General features: G+C 59.3%; 10 protein-coding genes, 1 tRNA gene and 1 pseudogene. All 12 read right to left on the bottom strand.

Annotation, left to right across the window (positions count from 1 at the left end; translation table 11 throughout):
• A pseudogene (locus C934_RS36055) lies at nt 1–392 on the bottom strand (group II intron reverse transcriptase/maturase); the annotation flags it as partial.
• A 264-nt stretch (nt 393–656) separates the two neighbouring features.
• The gene (gene rpoC / locus C934_RS0130520) at nt 657–4,868 is read right to left on the bottom strand and encodes a DNA-directed RNA polymerase subunit beta' (RefSeq protein ID WP_018860304.1); all 4,212 of its coding nucleotides are present in this window, start codon (nt 4,866–4,868) and stop codon (nt 657–659) included.
• Nucleotides 4,869–5,053: 185 nt separating this feature from the next.
• Nucleotides 5,054–9,190: a DNA-directed RNA polymerase subunit beta gene (gene rpoB, locus C934_RS0130515; protein WP_018860303.1), complete on the bottom strand. Its 4,137-nt coding sequence runs from the start codon at nt 9,188–9,190 to the stop codon at nt 5,054–5,056.
• A gap of 256 nt (nt 9,191–9,446) precedes the next feature.
• On the bottom strand, nt 9,447–9,827 hold the full coding sequence (rplL, locus tag C934_RS0130510; protein WP_018860302.1) for a 50S ribosomal protein L7/L12: 381 nt from the start codon (nt 9,825–9,827) through the stop codon (nt 9,447–9,449).
• A 58-nt stretch (nt 9,828–9,885) separates the two neighbouring features.
• Nucleotides 9,886–10,404, bottom strand: a complete 519-nt coding sequence (rplJ, locus tag C934_RS0130505; protein WP_016553543.1) for a 50S ribosomal protein L10 — start codon at nt 10,402–10,404, stop codon at nt 9,886–9,888.
• Nucleotides 10,405–10,736: 332 nt separating this feature from the next.
• A complete protein-coding gene (gene rplA, locus C934_RS0130500; protein WP_018860301.1) occupies nt 10,737–11,429 on the bottom strand; it encodes a 50S ribosomal protein L1 in 693 nt (230 codons plus the stop codon).
• A gap of 4 nt (nt 11,430–11,433) precedes the next feature.
• Nucleotides 11,434–11,865 carry a 50S ribosomal protein L11 gene (gene rplK / locus C934_RS0130495; RefSeq protein ID WP_007531592.1) on the bottom strand — a complete coding sequence of 144 codons (432 nt, stop codon included), beginning with the start codon at nt 11,863–11,865 and terminating at the stop codon, nt 11,434–11,436.
• A gap of 140 nt (nt 11,866–12,005) precedes the next feature.
• Nucleotides 12,006–12,536, bottom strand: coding sequence for a transcription termination/antitermination protein NusG (nusG, locus tag C934_RS0130490; protein WP_018860300.1), 531 nt, complete (start codon nt 12,534–12,536; stop codon nt 12,006–12,008).
• A gap of 17 nt (nt 12,537–12,553) precedes the next feature.
• Nucleotides 12,554–12,754: a preprotein translocase subunit SecE gene (secE, locus tag C934_RS0130485; protein ID WP_018860299.1), complete on the bottom strand. Its 201-nt coding sequence runs from the start codon at nt 12,752–12,754 to the stop codon at nt 12,554–12,556.
• 189 nt (nt 12,755–12,943) lie between these two features.
• A tRNA-Trp gene (locus tag C934_RS0130480) sits at nt 12,944–13,019 on the bottom strand.
• Nucleotides 13,020–13,158: 139 nt separating this feature from the next.
• Nucleotides 13,159–14,052 carry an NAD-dependent epimerase/dehydratase family protein gene (locus C934_RS0130475; RefSeq protein ID WP_018860298.1) on the bottom strand — a complete coding sequence of 298 codons (894 nt, stop codon included), beginning with the start codon at nt 14,050–14,052 and terminating at the stop codon, nt 13,159–13,161.
• Between the two features lie 173 nt (nt 14,053–14,225).
• Nucleotides 14,226–15,401 carry an elongation factor Tu gene (tuf, locus tag C934_RS0130470; RefSeq protein WP_018857113.1) on the bottom strand — a complete coding sequence of 392 codons (1,176 nt, stop codon included), beginning with the start codon at nt 15,399–15,401 and terminating at the stop codon, nt 14,226–14,228.
• Nucleotides 15,402–15,404 lie beyond the last annotated feature (3 nt).

The raw sequence follows: 15,404 nt of genomic DNA, 5'->3' as shown, positions 1-15,404 counted from the left end.
GTCGGATCAAGAATAGGCTGGAGGACTTGCAGGAGCGCCTGTTGGATCAGGCGGTCCAGCACCGTGGGGATGCCAAGCTCGCGCTCGCCGCCCCCTGGCTTCGGGATCATCACCCGACGCACCGGCTGTGGCCGGTACGTCCCCTCCCGCAGGCTGTCGCGGATGGCAGGCCAAGAGATGCGTAGCATTGCGGCCGTCTGGTCAATGTCCAGACCGTCCGCGCCCGCCGCGCCTTTGTTGGCCCGCACCTGCTTCCACGCCAGCAGAAGGTTCTCTCGCCGCAGGGCCACCTCAAGCAGCCCTGCGCCCGTGTCGTTCCCGATCCGCGGCGGGGGCTCGGCTTCGTCGCGACCGGAGCTCCGGCGGGCTTCCGGATTTACGCCACCGCCCATTGGTCACAAGAGCTTCGCGGTTTGTTGCCCGCTCACCCTGGTCGGCATCGCCTCATATCCGGTTCTTGTCCATCGGCCCGCAGGTTCGATCCACGCTTCCTCCCCACGGTTGGTCACCCCGCCGCAGGTGCGCTTCACTTCGCTCGATGTGACCAGCTTACGGTGGGACTTCCACCCACAAGAATGCGCCCATGCTGGGCGCACAACAAAAAGCCGCCCGGATCGCTCCGGGCGGCTTCTCAATTCTTAAGACCAAGCTGCCGATTATTCGGCAGCCGGTGCGCTCTCGCCTGCGAGATCCTGCAGCATCGGCGTGGCGACATCGGCGCCCGTGCCCTTGCGGCGTTCCTCGAGGATCAACTCGTCGCGCGAGGTCGCGATGCGACGGATCTGGGTCATCGTGCCACCGGTACCGGCGGGGATCAGACGACCGACGATGACGTTTTCCTTCAGACCCTGCAGACCGTCGGTCTTGCCGGCGATTGCAGCTTCCGTCAGCACCTTCGTCGTTTCCTGGAAGGACGCGGCGGAGATGAACGACGGGGTCTGCAGCGACGCCTTGGTGATACCCAGCAGAACCGGATCGCCATAAGCAGGCTTCTTGCCCTGTTCGATCAGCGCATCGTTGACGTCTTCGAGCTCGATACGGTCGACGTTGTCGCCGACGATGTAAGTCGAGTCGCCTGCATCGGTGATTTCCACCTTCTGCAGCATCTGACGGACAATCACTTCGATGTGCTTGTCGTTGATGACAACGCCCTGCAAGCGATAGACTTCCTGGATTTCGTTGACCAGGTACGAAGCGAGTGCTTCGACGCCCTTGATCGCCAGGATGTCGTGCGGAGCCGGGTTACCGTCGAGGATGTAGTCACCCTTCTCGATGTAGTCGCCTTCCTGAAGGTGGAAGGGCTTGCCCTTCGGGATCAGGTATTCGACAGGCTCGACACCGTCTTCCGCCGGCTCGATGATGACGCGACGCTTATTCTTGTAGTCGCGGCCGAGGCGGATCGTACCATCGATCTCAGCGATGATGGCGTGGTCCTTTGGACGACGAGCTTCGAACAGTTCGGCAACGCGCGGCAGACCGCCGGTGATGTCCTTGGTCTTGGCGCTTTCGAGCGGCGAACGTGCAAGCACGTCACCCTGAGACACCTTCTGACCCGGCTCGACCGACAGGATCGCGTCGACCGAGAGCAGGAAGCGGGCGTCACCACCACGGGACAGCTTCATGACATTGCCGCTGGCATCCTTGATGACGATTGCCGGCTTGAGGTCCGAACCACGCGGGGTCGAACGCCAGTCGATAACCTGACGCTTTGTGATGCCAGTGGATTCGTCGGTCGCTTCGAGAACCGAGAGACCGTCGACGACGTCTTCGAACTGAACGGTACCGGCCACTTCCGTCATCATCGGACGGGTGTAGGGGTCCCACTCTGCCAGACGCTGACCGCGCTTGACCTTGTCGCCATCGTCGACATGCAGCTTCGAACCATAGGCGACGCGCTGCGAGGAGCGCTCGACACCACGCTCGTCCAGGATCTGGACGGTCATATTACGGCCCATGGCAACGAGGTTGCCATCCGAGTTGCGCAGCAGGTTGCGGTTCTTGATCTGAACCGTACCTTCGTACGAGGCTTCCAGGAACGACTGGTCAACCACGGTTGCCGTGCCACCAAGGTGGAACGTACGCATGGTGAGCTGCGTGCCCGGCTCGCCGATCGACTGAGCAGCGATAACACCGACTGCTTCACCCATGTTGACCGGGGTACCGCGTGCAAGGTCACGACCGTAGCAGACCGAGCAGACGCCCGTCTGGATTTCGCAGGTCAGTGCCGAACGGATACGGATCGACTGGATACCAGCCTTCTCGATCTCGATGACATCGGGCTCGAGGATCATCTTGCCGGCATCGACGATACGCTCGCCAGTGACCGGATGATCGATATCATCAAGGGCGGTACGGCCGAGGATACGGGCACCGAGCGACGCAACGACCTGACCGGCATCAACGATGGCGGTCATGGTCAGGCCCTTGTCGGTGCCGCAATCGACCGAGTTGACGATGCAATCCTGGGCGACGTCGACGAGACGACGGGTCAGGTAACCGGAGTTCGCGGTCTTCAAGGCAGTGTCTGCCAGACCCTTACGGGCGCCGTGCGTCGAGTTGAAGTACTCGTTGACGGTCAGGCCTTCCTTGAAGTTCGACGTGATCGGCGTTTCGATGATTTCGCCCGACGGCTTGGCCATGAGGCCGCGCATGCCGCCCAGCTGACGCATCTGGTTCGGAGAACCACGAGCGCCCGAGTGGGACATCATATAGATGGCGTTCATTGGCTTCTGACGACCGGTGTTCGGATCGAATTCGACGGCCTTAATGCGGGCCATCATGTCTTCGGCAACCTTTTCGGTGGCCTTGCCCCAGGCGTCGACAACCTTGTTGTACTTTTCGCCCTGCGTGATCAGACCGTCATTGTACTGCTGCTCGTATTCCTTCACCAGGTTTTCGGTGTCGGCAACGATCTTCGCCTTGGTTTCCGGAATGACCATGTCGTCCTTGCCGAACGAAATGCCGGCGCGGCAGGCATGGGTGAAGCCGAGCTGCATGATGCGGTCGCAGAAAATGACCGTGTCCTTCTGGCCGCAATGGCGGTAGACCGCGTCGATCATCTTGGAGATGTTCTTCTTGGTCATTTCCTGGTTGCAGACGTCGAAGGTCACCTTGCCGTTCTTCGGCAGGAGTTCGCCGATGAGCAAGCGGCCCGGAGTCGTTTCATAGATCTTCGAGTACGGCTTGCCGTCCTCGTCGACCGACTTGAAGCGGCCGCGGATCTTGGTGTGCAGCGTCACGACCTTGTTTTCGAGCGCGTGATGCAGCTCGCCGAGGTCGGAGAAGGCCATGCCTTCGCCCGGCTCGTTCTGGTTCATGATCGAGAGGTAGTACAGGCCGAGAACCATGTCCTGCGACGGAACGATGATCGGTGCACCGTTTGCAGGGTGCAGGATGTTGTTCGTCGACATCATCAGAACGCGGGCTTCGAGCTGGGCTTCAAGCGACAGCGGCACGTGAACAGCCATCTGGTCACCGTCGAAGTCGGCGTTGAATGCCGTGCAGACGAGCGGGTGCAGCTGGATGGCCTTGCCTTCGACCAGCGTGGGTTCGAAGGCCTGGATTCCCAGGCGGTGCAGCGTCGGTGCGCGGTTCAGGAGAACCGGATGCTCGCGGATGACCTCGTCGAGGATATCCCAAACCTCAGGCTTTTCCTTTTCAACCAGCTTCTTGGCCTGCTTGACGGTCGAGGAGTAACCCTTGGCGTCGAGGCGGGCATAGATGAACGGCTTGAACAGCTCGAGCGCCATCTTCTTCGGAAGACCGCACTGGTGCAGCTTCAGTTCCGGACCGGTCACGATGACCGAGCGGCCGGAATAGTCGACGCGCTTGCCGAGCAGGTTCTGGCGGAAGCGGCCCTGCTTGCCCTTGAGCATGTCGGACAGCGACTTCAGCGGACGCTTATTGGCGCCGGTGATGACGCGGCCACGGCGGCCGTTGTCGAACAGCGCGTCCACAGATTCCTGCAGCATGCGCTTTTCGTTGCGGATGATGATGCCCGGAGCGCGCAGTTCGATCAGGCGCTTCAGACGGTTGTTACGGTTGATGACGCGGCGGTACAGATCGTTCAGGTCCGACGTCGCGAAACGGCCGCCGTCGAGCGGAACGAGCGGACGCAGATCCGGCGGGATCACCGGAACGACCTTCATGATCATCCATTCCGGGCGGTTGCCGGATTCCATGAAGTTCTCGACGATCTTCAAGCGCTTCATCAGCTTCTTCTGCTTGAGGTCCGACGTGGTGTCGGCAAGCTCGGAGCGCAGATCGCCAGCGATCTTCTCAAGGTTCATCGATGCCAGCATCTCGTAGATGGCTTCAGCACCGATCATGGCCGTGAACTGGTCTTCGCCGTATTCGTCAACGGCGAGCATGTACTCTTCTTCCGTCAGGAGCTGGTGCTCCTTGAGCGCGGTCAGGCCCGGCTCGGTGACGATGTAGTGTTCGAAGTAGAGAACGCGCTCGACATCCTTCAGCGTCATGTCGAGCAGCGTAGAAATGCGGCTCGGCAGCGACTTCAGGAACCAGATGTGGGCAACGGGAGCGGCGAGCTCGATATGGCCCATGCGCTCACGGCGAACGCGCGACAGCGTGACTTCAACGCCGCACTTTTCGCAGATGATGCCCTTGTACTTCATGCGCTTGTACTTACCGCAAAGGCACTCGTAGTCCTTGATCGGTCCGAAGATGCGCGCGCAGAAGAGACCGTCGCGTTCCGGCTTGAACGTGCGGTAGTTGATGGTTTCCGGCTTCTTGATCTCACCGTAAGACCAGGAAAGAATCTTCTCCGGAGAAGCAATCGAAATCCGGATGGAATCGAAGTTCTGTGCAGGCACCTGCGGATTGAAAAGATTCATGACCTCTTGGTTCATGCCTGTCTCCTTCATGGGCGGATGCGCCCTTATCTTGCATGGACGGCGGCAAATCCCGGGAGCCGCGCCAACGCTCAAAACGACAATAACCGCAGAATGCGGCGAAATCGTCCCTGCCCGGCCGACACGTAAGGGGCCAGAGCGGGAACGGTGTGCGCTGCGTTACAGCGCACACCCATCGGTGGTTACTCGGCAGCGTCCGGCAACTGGCTGGCCTGCTGCTCCTCGACCTTCGAATTCTCGAGTTCGACGGAGAGACCAAGCGAGCGCATTTCCTTGACGAGAACGTTGAAGCTTTCCGGAATACCGGCTTCGAACGTATCGTCGCCACGGACGATGGCTTCGTAGACCTTGGTACGGCCGGCAACGTCGTCCGACTTGACCGTGAGCATTTCCTGCAGCGTGTAGGCTGCACCGTATGCTTCCAGAGCCCAGACTTCCATTTCGCCGAAGCGCTGACCGCCGAACTGCGCCTTGCCGCCCAGCGGCTGCTGGGTAACGAGCGAGTAAGGACCGATCGAACGAGCGTGGATCTTGTCGTCGACCAGGTGGTTCAGCTTGATCATGTACATGTAGCCGACGGTGACCTTGCGGTCGAAGGGCTCGCCGGTACGGCCGTCGTACAGAACCGACTGACCGGACTCGTGCAGACCTGCCTTCTTCAGCATCGAGGCAACGTCAGGCTCATGCGCACCGTCGAAGACCGGCGTTGCGATGGAGACGCCCCTGCGGGACTGTTCAGCCAGCTTGACGAGCGATGCATCGTCAAAGTTGGCGACTTCGTCCTTGGCCTGCGACGCGTAGACTTCCGTCAGTTCCGTCTTCAGGTCGGTGATGTCCATCGTCTTGCGGTATTCGTCGAGCAGTTCGCCGATCTTCTTACCCATGCCGGCGCAAGCCCAGGCAAGGTGGGTTTCGAGGATCTGCCCGACGTTCATGCGCGAAGGCACGCCAAGCGGGTTCAAGCAGATGTCGACATGCGTACCGTCTTCGAGGAACGGCATGTCCTCGACAGGCACAATGCGCGAGACGACGCCCTTGTTGCCGTGACGGCCGGCCATCTTGTCGCCCGGCTGGATCTTGCGCTTAACAGCAACGAAGACCTTGACCATCTTCATGACGCCGGGAGGCATTTCGTCGCCGCGCTGAACCTTCTCGACCTTGTCCATGAAGCGCTGTTCGAGGCGCGACTTGGATTCGTCGTACTGGCCGCGGAGAGCTTCGAGTTCGCCCTGGACCTTCTCGTCCTCGACAGCGAACATCCACCACTGCGAGCGAGGATATTCCGAGACGACGGCGTTCGAAAGCTCGGTGCCCTTTTTGAAGCCCTTCGGGCCGGCGATTGCGACCTGGCCGCGTAGCATGTCGACCAGACGGCCGTAGACGTTACGATCGAGGATCGCCTGCTCGTCGTCGCGGTCCTTTGCAAGACGCTCGATCTCTTCGCGCTCGATCGCCATCGCGCGCTCGTCCTTTTCAACGCCGTGGCGGTTGAAGACGCGCACTTCGACGATCGTCCCGTAGGTGCCGGGCGGCATACGCATGGACGTATCGCGAACGTCGGAAGCCTTTTCACCGAAGATGGCGCGCAGAAGCTTTTCTTCCGGCGTCATCGGGCTCTCACCCTTCGGCGTGATCTTGCCGACGAGAATGTCACCGGGCTGAACTTCGGCGCCGATATAGACGATGCCGGCTTCGTCCAGGTTCTTCAGCGCTTCTTCCGAGACGTTCGGAATGTCGCGCGTGATTTCTTCCGGACCAAGCTTGGTGTCACGTGCCATCACTTCGAATTCTTCGATGTGGATGGAGGTGAACACGTCGTCAGCAACGATCCGCTCGGACATTAGGATCGAGTCTTCGTAGTTGTAACCGTTCCACGGCATGAACGCGACGAGCGCGTTACGGCCGAGAGCAAGGTCGCCCAGGTCCGTCGACGGACCGTCGGCGAGGATGTCGCCGCGGTTGACAACGTCACCCACGGTGACCAGCGGACGCTGGTTGACGCAGGTGTTCTGGTTCGAACGCTGGAACTTCTGCAGGCGGTAGATATCGACACCGGACTTGCCAGCTTCGAGGTCTTCCGTCGCACGGATAACGATACGCGTCGCGTCGACCTGGTCGACCACGCCGCCGCGACGGGCGCCGATAGCAGCACCGGAGTCGCGAGCGACGACCGGCTCCATGCCGGTGCCGACGAACGGAGCTTCAGCACGCAGCAGCGGAACGGCCTGACGCTGCATGTTCGAGCCCATGAGAGCGCGGTTGGCGTCGTCGTTTTCCAGGAACGGGATGAGAGCCGCTGCGACCGAAACAACCTGCTTCGGCGAAACGTCCATCAGGTTCATGCTGTCGCGCGGAGCGAGCATAACTTCGCCAGCATGACGGCAGACGACGAATTCGTCGGTGAAGGAACCATCGGCGCCAAGCTCGGCGTTTGCCTGTGCAACGTAGTACTTCGCTTCTTCCATGGCGGAGAGGTAAAGAACGTCGTTCGTCACCTTGCCATCAACGATGCGGCGGTATGGGCTTTCGATGAAGCCATACTTGTTGACGCGGGCGAAGGTCGCAAGCGAGTTGATCAGACCGATGTTCGGGCCTTCCGGCGTTTCGATCGGGCAAATGCGGCCGTAGTGGGTCGGATGAACGTCGCGGACTTCAAAGCCTGCGCGCTCGCGCGTCAGACCACCCGGGCCAAGAGCCGATAGACGACGCTTGTGGGTGATTTCCGAAAGCGGGTTCACTTGGTCCATGAACTGCGACAGCTGCGAGGAACCGAAGAATTCGCGAACGGCAGCAGCTGCCGGCTTCGCGTTGATCAGGTCCTGCGGCATGACCGTGTCGATTTCGATCGAGGACATACGTTCCTTGATCGCGCGCTCCATACGGAGCAGGCCGAGACGGTACTGGTTTTCCATCAATTCGCCGACAGAGCGAACACGACGGTTGCCTAGGTTGTCGATGTCGTCGATTTCGCCCTTGCCGTCGCGCAGTTCGACCAACATCTTGACCACGGCCAGGATGTCGTCCTTGCGCAGGATGCGGACGGTGTCTTCGACGTCGAGGTCGAGGCGCATGTTCATCTTGACGCGGCCAACGGCGGAGAGGTCGTAGCGCTCCGCATCGAAGAACAGCGAGTTGAACATGGCTTCAGCCGAGTCCATTGTCGGCGGTTCACCCGGACGCATGACGCGGTAGATGTCGAACAGAGCGTCCTGGCGGTTCTCGTTCTTGTCCGCCGTCAGCGTGTTGCGGATATAGGCGCCGACGTTGATGTGGTCGATGCCGAGAACCGGGATCTCGTCGAAACCGTTCTGGAGAATGATCGGAAGGGTCTTCTCATCGATCTCGTCGCCGGCCTCGAGGTAGATTTCACCTGTCGAGTAGTTGACGATGTCTTCGGCGAGGTAGTTGCCGTACAGATCTTCGTCGGTCGCCTTCAAAGCCTTGAGGCCCTTGTCAGCGAGCTGACGGAGCAGACGCGGAGTCAGCTTTTTGCCGGCTTCGACAACGACTTCACCGGTGTCGGCGTCAACCATTTCGGTGATTGCCTTGGCACCCTTGAGGGTCTCCGGCGTAAACGGAATGCGCCAGCCCTTGCCGTCGCGCTGATAGTCGGACTTCGTGTAGAAGGTCGACAGGATCTCTTCGCCGTCCATGCCGAGCGCCATAAGCAGCGAGGTCACGGGGATCTTGCGGCGACGATCGATACGGGCATAGACGATGTCCTTGGCGTCGAACTCGATGTCGAGCCAGGAACCGCGGTACGGGATCACGCGGGCAGCGAAAAGCAGCTTGCCGGAAGAATGGCTCTTGCCCTTGTCGTGATCGAAGAAGACGCCCGGCGAACGGTGCATCTGGGACACGATAACGCGCTCGGTGCCGTTGACGATGAACGTACCGTTGTTGGTCATGAGCGGCATGTCGCCCATGTAGACCGACTGCTCCTTGATGTCCTTGATGGACTTCGCACCCGTATCTTCGTCGATATCGAACACGATCAGACGGAGAGTGACCTTCAGCGGCGCGGCGTAGGTCAGGTCGCGCTGACGGCATTCATCGACGTCGAACTTTGGCGGTTCGAATTCATAAGACACGAATTCCAGCATGGAAGCGCCGGAGAAATCCGTGATCGGGAAAACGGACTTGAAGACAGCCTGAAGGCCTTCGTCAGGGCGACCGCCCTTGGGCTCTTCAACCATCAGGAATTGATCATACGATGCCTTTTGAACCTCGATGAGGTTCGGCATTTCTGTGACTTCGGGGATCTTACCGAAAAACTTGCGTACGCGCCTACGACCATTGAACGAAAGGGTCTGAGCCATCGTCGCTCCTTCAAAATTGCATCCGGGCCTGCAACGGACGGGAACCGATGGCCAGTCGACCCCGTCAATCATGAGTAGTTCAATCTCGTCTCACTTCCCGAAATGCGAGGCCGGATTGCCTTCGCGTCTCGGTTCGAGACCATCCTCTTGAAGAACCCATTACCCAAAAGCCGTTTTCACGCGGCTTTTGGGTAATTCGTTCAACGAAACGACAAATGGGAGGCGGGAAATCCCACCCCCCAGATGTAGTTCAAGATTACTTAACGTCGACCTTAGCGCCGGCGTCTTCAAGCTTCTTCTTGATGTCGGCAGCTTCAGCCTTGGAAACGGCTTCCTTGACAGCCTTCGGAGCGCCTTCGACGAGGTCCTTGGCTTCCTTGAGGCCGAGGCCGGTGATGCCACGAACTTCCTTGATGACGTTGATCTTGTTAGCGCCGGCATCCGTGAGGATGACGTCGAACTCGGTCTTTTCTTCTTCAGCAGCAGCAGCAGCGCCTGCACCGCCAGCAACAGCAGCAACAGCTACCGGAGCAGCAGCGGAAACGCCCCACTTTTCTTCGAGAAGCTTGGACAGTTCTGCAGCTTCCAGAACGGTCAGCGAGGAGAGGTCGTCTACGATCTTTGCGAGATCAGCCATGTTATCAGTTCCTTTTGTTCGGTTCGAACCGGTTGTTTATAAACAGCAAAAAACCGCCTTATGCGGCTTCGTCCTTCTTGGCGTAAGCCGAAAACACGCGAGCAAGCTGGCTTGCCGGTGCTGCAACAACGCCTGCGATGCGGGTAGCCGGAGTCTGGATCATACCCAGCAGCTTCGCGCGCAGTTCGTCCAACGACGGCAGGGTCGCAAGCGACTTGACTGCATCAGCGTTGAGCGTCGTTGTTCCCATGGCGCCGCCCAAAACAACGATCTTATCGTTGGTCTTGGCGAAATCCACGACGACTTTCGGAGCGGTGATCGGGTCATTGCTGTAAGCAATGAGCGTCTGACCGGTGAAGAGACCAGAGATCCCTTCCGCTTCCGTACCCTGAAGGGCGATTTTGGCCAGGCGGTTCTTCGCGACTTTGACGGTACCGCCAGCTGCGCGCATCTTGGAACGGAAGTCGTTCATCTGCGCGACTGTAGCACCAGCATAGTGGGCCACGACAACCGAGCCCGAAGCCTTGAAGACTTCGTTCAGTTCCGTGACGAATTCGCGTTTTTCCGCTCTTTCCACTGCCTATCTCCAGTTGGCAGGACCTTTTTGACGGGCCCCACCGGGTTGCCTTTTGCCTCCTGGGATCAGAAGCGATCCCAAGCGACGCTTGAGGATCCTGTCCCCTCGCGCTTCGCGCCAAAGAAAGGCCGAAGGCACAAGGCATCCAAGGCTCGAACCAAATTCCTAGAAGCAGAACTTCATGCAATTCGGGTCTTACCCGTCTCATGCAGGCCAAGTGATTAAGGGAGAACCACCTGCAATCTCGGACAGGATTCCGGATTTCTCCGGAATACTCCGGCCCCTTTCGAGGCCGGAATTCTTTAGCCGGGCCGAAGCCCAGCGAAACTTACTTAAGCGGCCGTAACAGACGACGGGTCGATCTTGACGCCCGGGCCCATGGTCGAAGAGATCGCTACGCGCTTGACATAGTTGCCCTTCGCGCCAGCCGGCTTCGCCTTGATGACAGCGTCAGCGAAGGCACGGATGTTTTCTTCCAGAGCCTTGGCATCGAAGGATGCCTTGCCAACGCCAGCATGAACGATACCAGCCTTTTCGACGCGGAACTCGACAGCGCCGCCCTTGGATGCCTTGACAGCACCGGCAACGTCCATCGTAACGGTACCAACCTTCGGGTTCGGCATCATACCACGCGGGCCGAGAACCTTACCAAGGCGGCCGACGAGCGGCATCATGTCCGGGGTCGCGATGCAGCGATCGAAATCGATCTTGCCGCCCTGGACGATTTCGACGAGCTCTTCAGCACCGACGACATCTGCGCCAGCAGCCTTGGCTTCGTCAGCCTTGGCGCCGCGAGCAAAGACAGCAACGCGAACGTCGCGGCCCGTGCCGTTCGGCAGGTTGACAACGCCGCGGACCATCTGGTCTGCGTGACGCGGATCAACGCCGAGGTTCATGGCGACTTCGATGGTTTCATCGAACTTCGCGACCGCGCGCTCCTTGACCATGCCAATGGCGAGAGTCAGAGCGTAGAGCTTCGTGGGATCAACACCTTCGTTGATCTTCTTCGTGCGCTTGCCAGCCATGGTCTTATCCTACCACTTCCAGGCCCATGGCGCGGGCAGAGCCCTCGATCATCGCCATTGCACCTTCGATATCCGCTGCGTTGAGATCCTTCATCTTGGCTTCGGCGATCGACTTGATCTGAGCCTTGGTGAGCTTTCCTGCGGTCGCGCCCTTGCCAGGCGTCTTCGAACCGGACTGGATCTTCGCTTCCTTCTTGAGGAAGTAGCTGACGGGCGGCTGCTTCATCGCGAAGGTGAAAGACTTGTCCTGGTAATAGGTAATGACGACCGGGATCGGCATACCCTTTTCCATTTCCTGCGTAGCGGCGTTGAACGCCTTGCAGAATTCCATGATGTTAATGCCACGCTGACCAAGCGCCGGGCCGATTGGCGGGGACGGGTTTGCCGATCCTGCCTTGACCTGAAGCTTGAGCTGGCCTGCAACTTTCTTAGCCATATCTCTCTGCCTTTCATTGATGGCCAGTTACCCGGCCAAGATGCCGGATCGCTCCGGCGGCTGCGGTTGCGTGGTTCGGATCCCGGGCCCGGCTAAGACCCCTCACCTTCCACGCGGTTCGCGGCTTGCGCCGCGGACGATCAGACCTTTTCGACCTGAGCGTATTCCAGTTCGACCGGTGTAGCGCGGCCGAAGATCGACACTTCCACCTTCAGGCGCGAACGCTCTTCGTCCACATCCTGGACCGTGCCATTGAACGAAGCGAACGGACCGTCGGAAACGCGGACCTGCTCGCCAATCTCGAAGGTAACAGATGCCTTCGGCCGCTCCACACCCTCCTGGACTTGACCGAGAATGCGCTCGGCTTCGGAATCCGGAATCGGAACGGGCTTGTTGTCGGAGCCGAGGAAGCCAGTGACCTTCGGCGTATTCTTGATCAGGTGGTAGGCCTCATCGGTCAGATCCGCACGAACCATGACATAGCCCGGGAAGAACTTTCGCTCGCTGTCGACCTTGCGACCGCGACGAACCTCAACCACCTTTTCGGTCGGGACGAGAATCTTTTCGAACAGGTGCTCGAGGCCCTTCTGACGAGCCTTATTCTCGATGTCTTCCGCGACCTTCTTCTCAAAATTAGAATATGCGTGGACGATATACCAACGTGCCGCCATGTTATATCTCCACCCGATCAGCTGCCAACGTTGAGCACAAAGCTCAGAACCCAGCCAATAAGCTGGTCCGCGGCAAAAAAGAACAGCGCGGCAAAGATCACCATTACAAGCACCATGACCGTGGAGATCATCGTCTCGCGGCGCGACGGCCAGGTAACTTTCAACGTCTCGGAGCGAACCTGCTGTAGAAACGCAAACGGATTAGTTTTGGATGCCATCGACTGCCCACGCAATTACGGCGCGTAAAGCTGAACATATCAGCCCCACGCACCGCGTGTCTGTTGAACCCTACATAAACATCGATTCCCAATTGCACAAGAGGGAAACCGAAGTTTAACGAACTTAGCCATACGTCGCCTTTCCGGCCGAACTGCTGCGAGATGTCCGCGCAACTCGTTCAAGAAAGATGGCAGGGGCAGAGGGGCTCGAACCCACGACCTGCGGTTTTGGAGACCGCCGCTCTACCAACTGAGCTATACCCCTTTACGCTTTACATTCAGCTTCTTGACCGGACCGGCCGCGAAGCGCAACTGCAAGCATGGCGCTCCTTTAAGGCGGCGGCGCAGGATTGGCAAGTGCGTTTTTCTATTTTTCCAATCCCGCGTCGCGGAAACGCCTGCGATCAGACTTTCACATATTTGCGCCAGTCGTGCTCTTCCTTGAAACCAAGCACTTCGCGGATCTTGCGGTTGGAGAGCAGGCCCTCGTATTCGCCGATTTCGCGTGTGAACGGCACATTCGGATAGAATCGCCTGGCGAGTTCCTTCGACGGCGTGTTGGCCGAGACGGTGTCGTTCGCGGCGTTGAAGACCTGGAAGCCCAAACCGTCCTTCTCGGTGCAGAGGTGGCAGATCTGCCCGAGGTCGCGGGCGTCGATATAGCTCCAGGCGATGCGCTTGCGCATTTCGGGGTTGGCGAAATAGGTCGGAAACCTCTCGTACTCATGCGGCTCGATGACATTGCCGATGCGCAGCGCGTAGATGTCGAAACCCGAGCGTTCGGCAAAGGCACGCGCTGTCTTCTCGTTCACGACCTTGGAGAGACCGTAAGAATCCATCGGGTTGACGTCATAGTCTTCCTCCAGCGGAAACTGATGGAAGTCGCGATGGCCTTCCGCAAAGCAGACCCCATAGGTTGTCTCGCTGGAGGCAACGATGATCTTGCGGATGCCGAGCTTCACCGCGGCCTCGATGACATTGTAGGTGCCCATCGTGTTGATGCGGAACGTTTCGTTGTCGGGCTTGATGAGAATGCGCGGGATTGCCGCGAAATGCACCACGGCGTCGAAGGGTTGGACGCCCCTGCCCGCATCGAGGTCGGGAAAGTCGCGGTGCATCGAAAGCGCGTTGAAGATCTGGCCGCTGTCGGTGATATCGGCAATCAGGTTGGTCACGCCGGGGCTATCAAGCGGCACCAGATCGACGTTGTGAACCTCGTAGCCGGCGTTGACGAGCCACGGCACCGCATGGCGCCCTGCCTTGCCCGAACCACCTGTGAAGAGAATGCGCTTTTTCATCATGTCCTCCCTTATGAAATCGGAGGGATAGATAAAGGCTTTGCGTTCAAGCGCAAGGCCACTACCCGGCTTTGCGTTGTCACCGACAGTGATGCCTAATTCAAATGACAGATACAGAAAGGGGCCCCGCTGTTTCCAGCGGAGCCCCTTCTTAGATCCGGATAAACCGAAGCTTACTCGACGATCGAGGCGACGATGCCGGCGCCGACGGTACGGCCGCCTTCGCGGATAGCGAAGCGCAGCTTTTCTTCCATCGCGATCGGAACGATCAGCTCGACGTCTACAGTGACGTTGTCGCCAGGCATAACCATTTCCGTGCCTTCCGGCAGGGTGACGATGCCGGTGACGTCCGTCGTGCGGAAGTAGAACTGCGGACGGTAGTTGGTGAAGAACGGCGTATGACGGCCGCCTTCTTCCTTCGTCAGGATGTAGGCTTCAGCCTTGAACTTCTTGTGCGGCTTGACAGAGCCCGGCTTGCACAGGATCTGACCACGCTCGACGCCGTCACGGTTCACACCGCGAACCAGAGCACCGATGTTGTCGCCAGCCTGGCCCTGGTCGAGCAGCTTACGGAACATTTCAACGCCGGTAACCGTCGTCTTCGAGGTCGGGCGGATGCCGACGATTTCGACTTCTTCGCCAACCTTGACGATACCGCGCTCGACGCGGCCGGTCACAACCGTACCACGGCCGGAGATCGAGAACACGTCTTCGATCGGCATCAGGAACGGCTGGTCGATCGGACGCTCAGGCGTTGGGATGTAGGCGTCAACAGCTGCCATCAGCTCGCGGATCGCGTCTTCGCCGATCTTCTTGTCGGAGTCTTCGAGAGCGGCAAGAGCCGAGCCCTTGATGACCGGAATGTCGTCGCCCGGGAAGTCGTAGGACGACAGAAGTTCGCGAACTTCGAGCTCGACGAGTTCGAGAAGCTCGGCGTCGTCAACCTGGTCGACCTTGTTGAGGAACACGACGATCGCCGGAACGCCAACCTGGCGAGCAAGCAGGATGTGCTCGCGGGTCTGCGGCATCGGGCCGTCGGCAGCCGAGCAAACCAGGATCGCGCCGTCCATCTGCGCAGCACCGGTGATCATGTTCTTGACGTAGTCGGCGTGGCCGGGGCAGTCAACGTGGGCATAGTGGCGGTTCGGGGTCTCGTATTCGACGTGTGCCGTCGAAATGGTGATGCCGCGAGCCTTTTCTTCCGGAGCCGCGTCGATCTGGTCGTACGCCTTGAACTCGCCGAAGTACTTCGTGATCGCTGCCGTCAGAGACGTCTTGCCGTGGTCAACGTGGCCGATCGTGCCGATGTTAACGTGCGGCTTGTTGCGCTCAAACTTACTCTTTGCCATTTG

The sequence above is a fragment of the Rhizobium sp. 42MFCr.1 genome, assembly GCF_000377185.1.
GTDB lineage: Bacteria > Pseudomonadota > Alphaproteobacteria > Rhizobiales > Rhizobiaceae > Rhizobium > Rhizobium altiplani.
Note: the sequence above shows the minus strand (reverse complement) of the source record. Positions and strands in the feature narration are given on the sequence as shown.

What these genes read in the sequence shown, in the direction of transcription:
- rpoC (WP_018860304.1), bottom strand. Translation starts at nt 4,868, where the DNA reads ATGAACCAAGAGGTCATGAATCTTTTCAATCCGCAGGTGCCTGCACAG.
- rpoB (WP_018860303.1), bottom strand. Translation starts at nt 9,190, where the DNA reads ATGGCTCAGACCCTTTCGTTCAATGGTCGTAGGCGCGTACGCAAGTTT.
- rplL (WP_018860302.1), bottom strand. Translation starts at nt 9,827, where the DNA reads ATGGCTGATCTCGCAAAGATCGTAGACGACCTCTCCTCGCTGACCGTT.
- rplA (WP_018860301.1), bottom strand. Translation starts at nt 11,429, where the DNA reads ATGGCTGGCAAGCGCACGAAGAAGATCAACGAAGGTGTTGATCCCACG.
- rplK (WP_007531592.1), bottom strand. Translation starts at nt 11,865, where the DNA reads ATGGCTAAGAAAGTTGCAGGCCAGCTCAAGCTTCAGGTCAAGGCAGGA.
- nusG (WP_018860300.1), bottom strand. Translation starts at nt 12,536, where the DNA reads ATGGCGGCACGTTGGTATATCGTCCACGCATATTCTAATTTTGAGAAG.
- secE (WP_018860299.1), bottom strand. Translation starts at nt 12,754, where the DNA reads ATGGCATCCAAAACTAATCCGTTTGCGTTTCTACAGCAGGTTCGCTCC.
- C934_RS0130475 (WP_018860298.1), bottom strand. Translation starts at nt 14,052, where the DNA reads ATGAAAAAGCGCATTCTCTTCACAGGTGGTTCGGGCAAGGCAGGGCGC.
- tuf (WP_018857113.1), bottom strand. Translation starts at nt 15,401, where the DNA reads ATGGCAAAGAGTAAGTTTGAGCGCAACAAGCCGCACGTTAACATCGGC.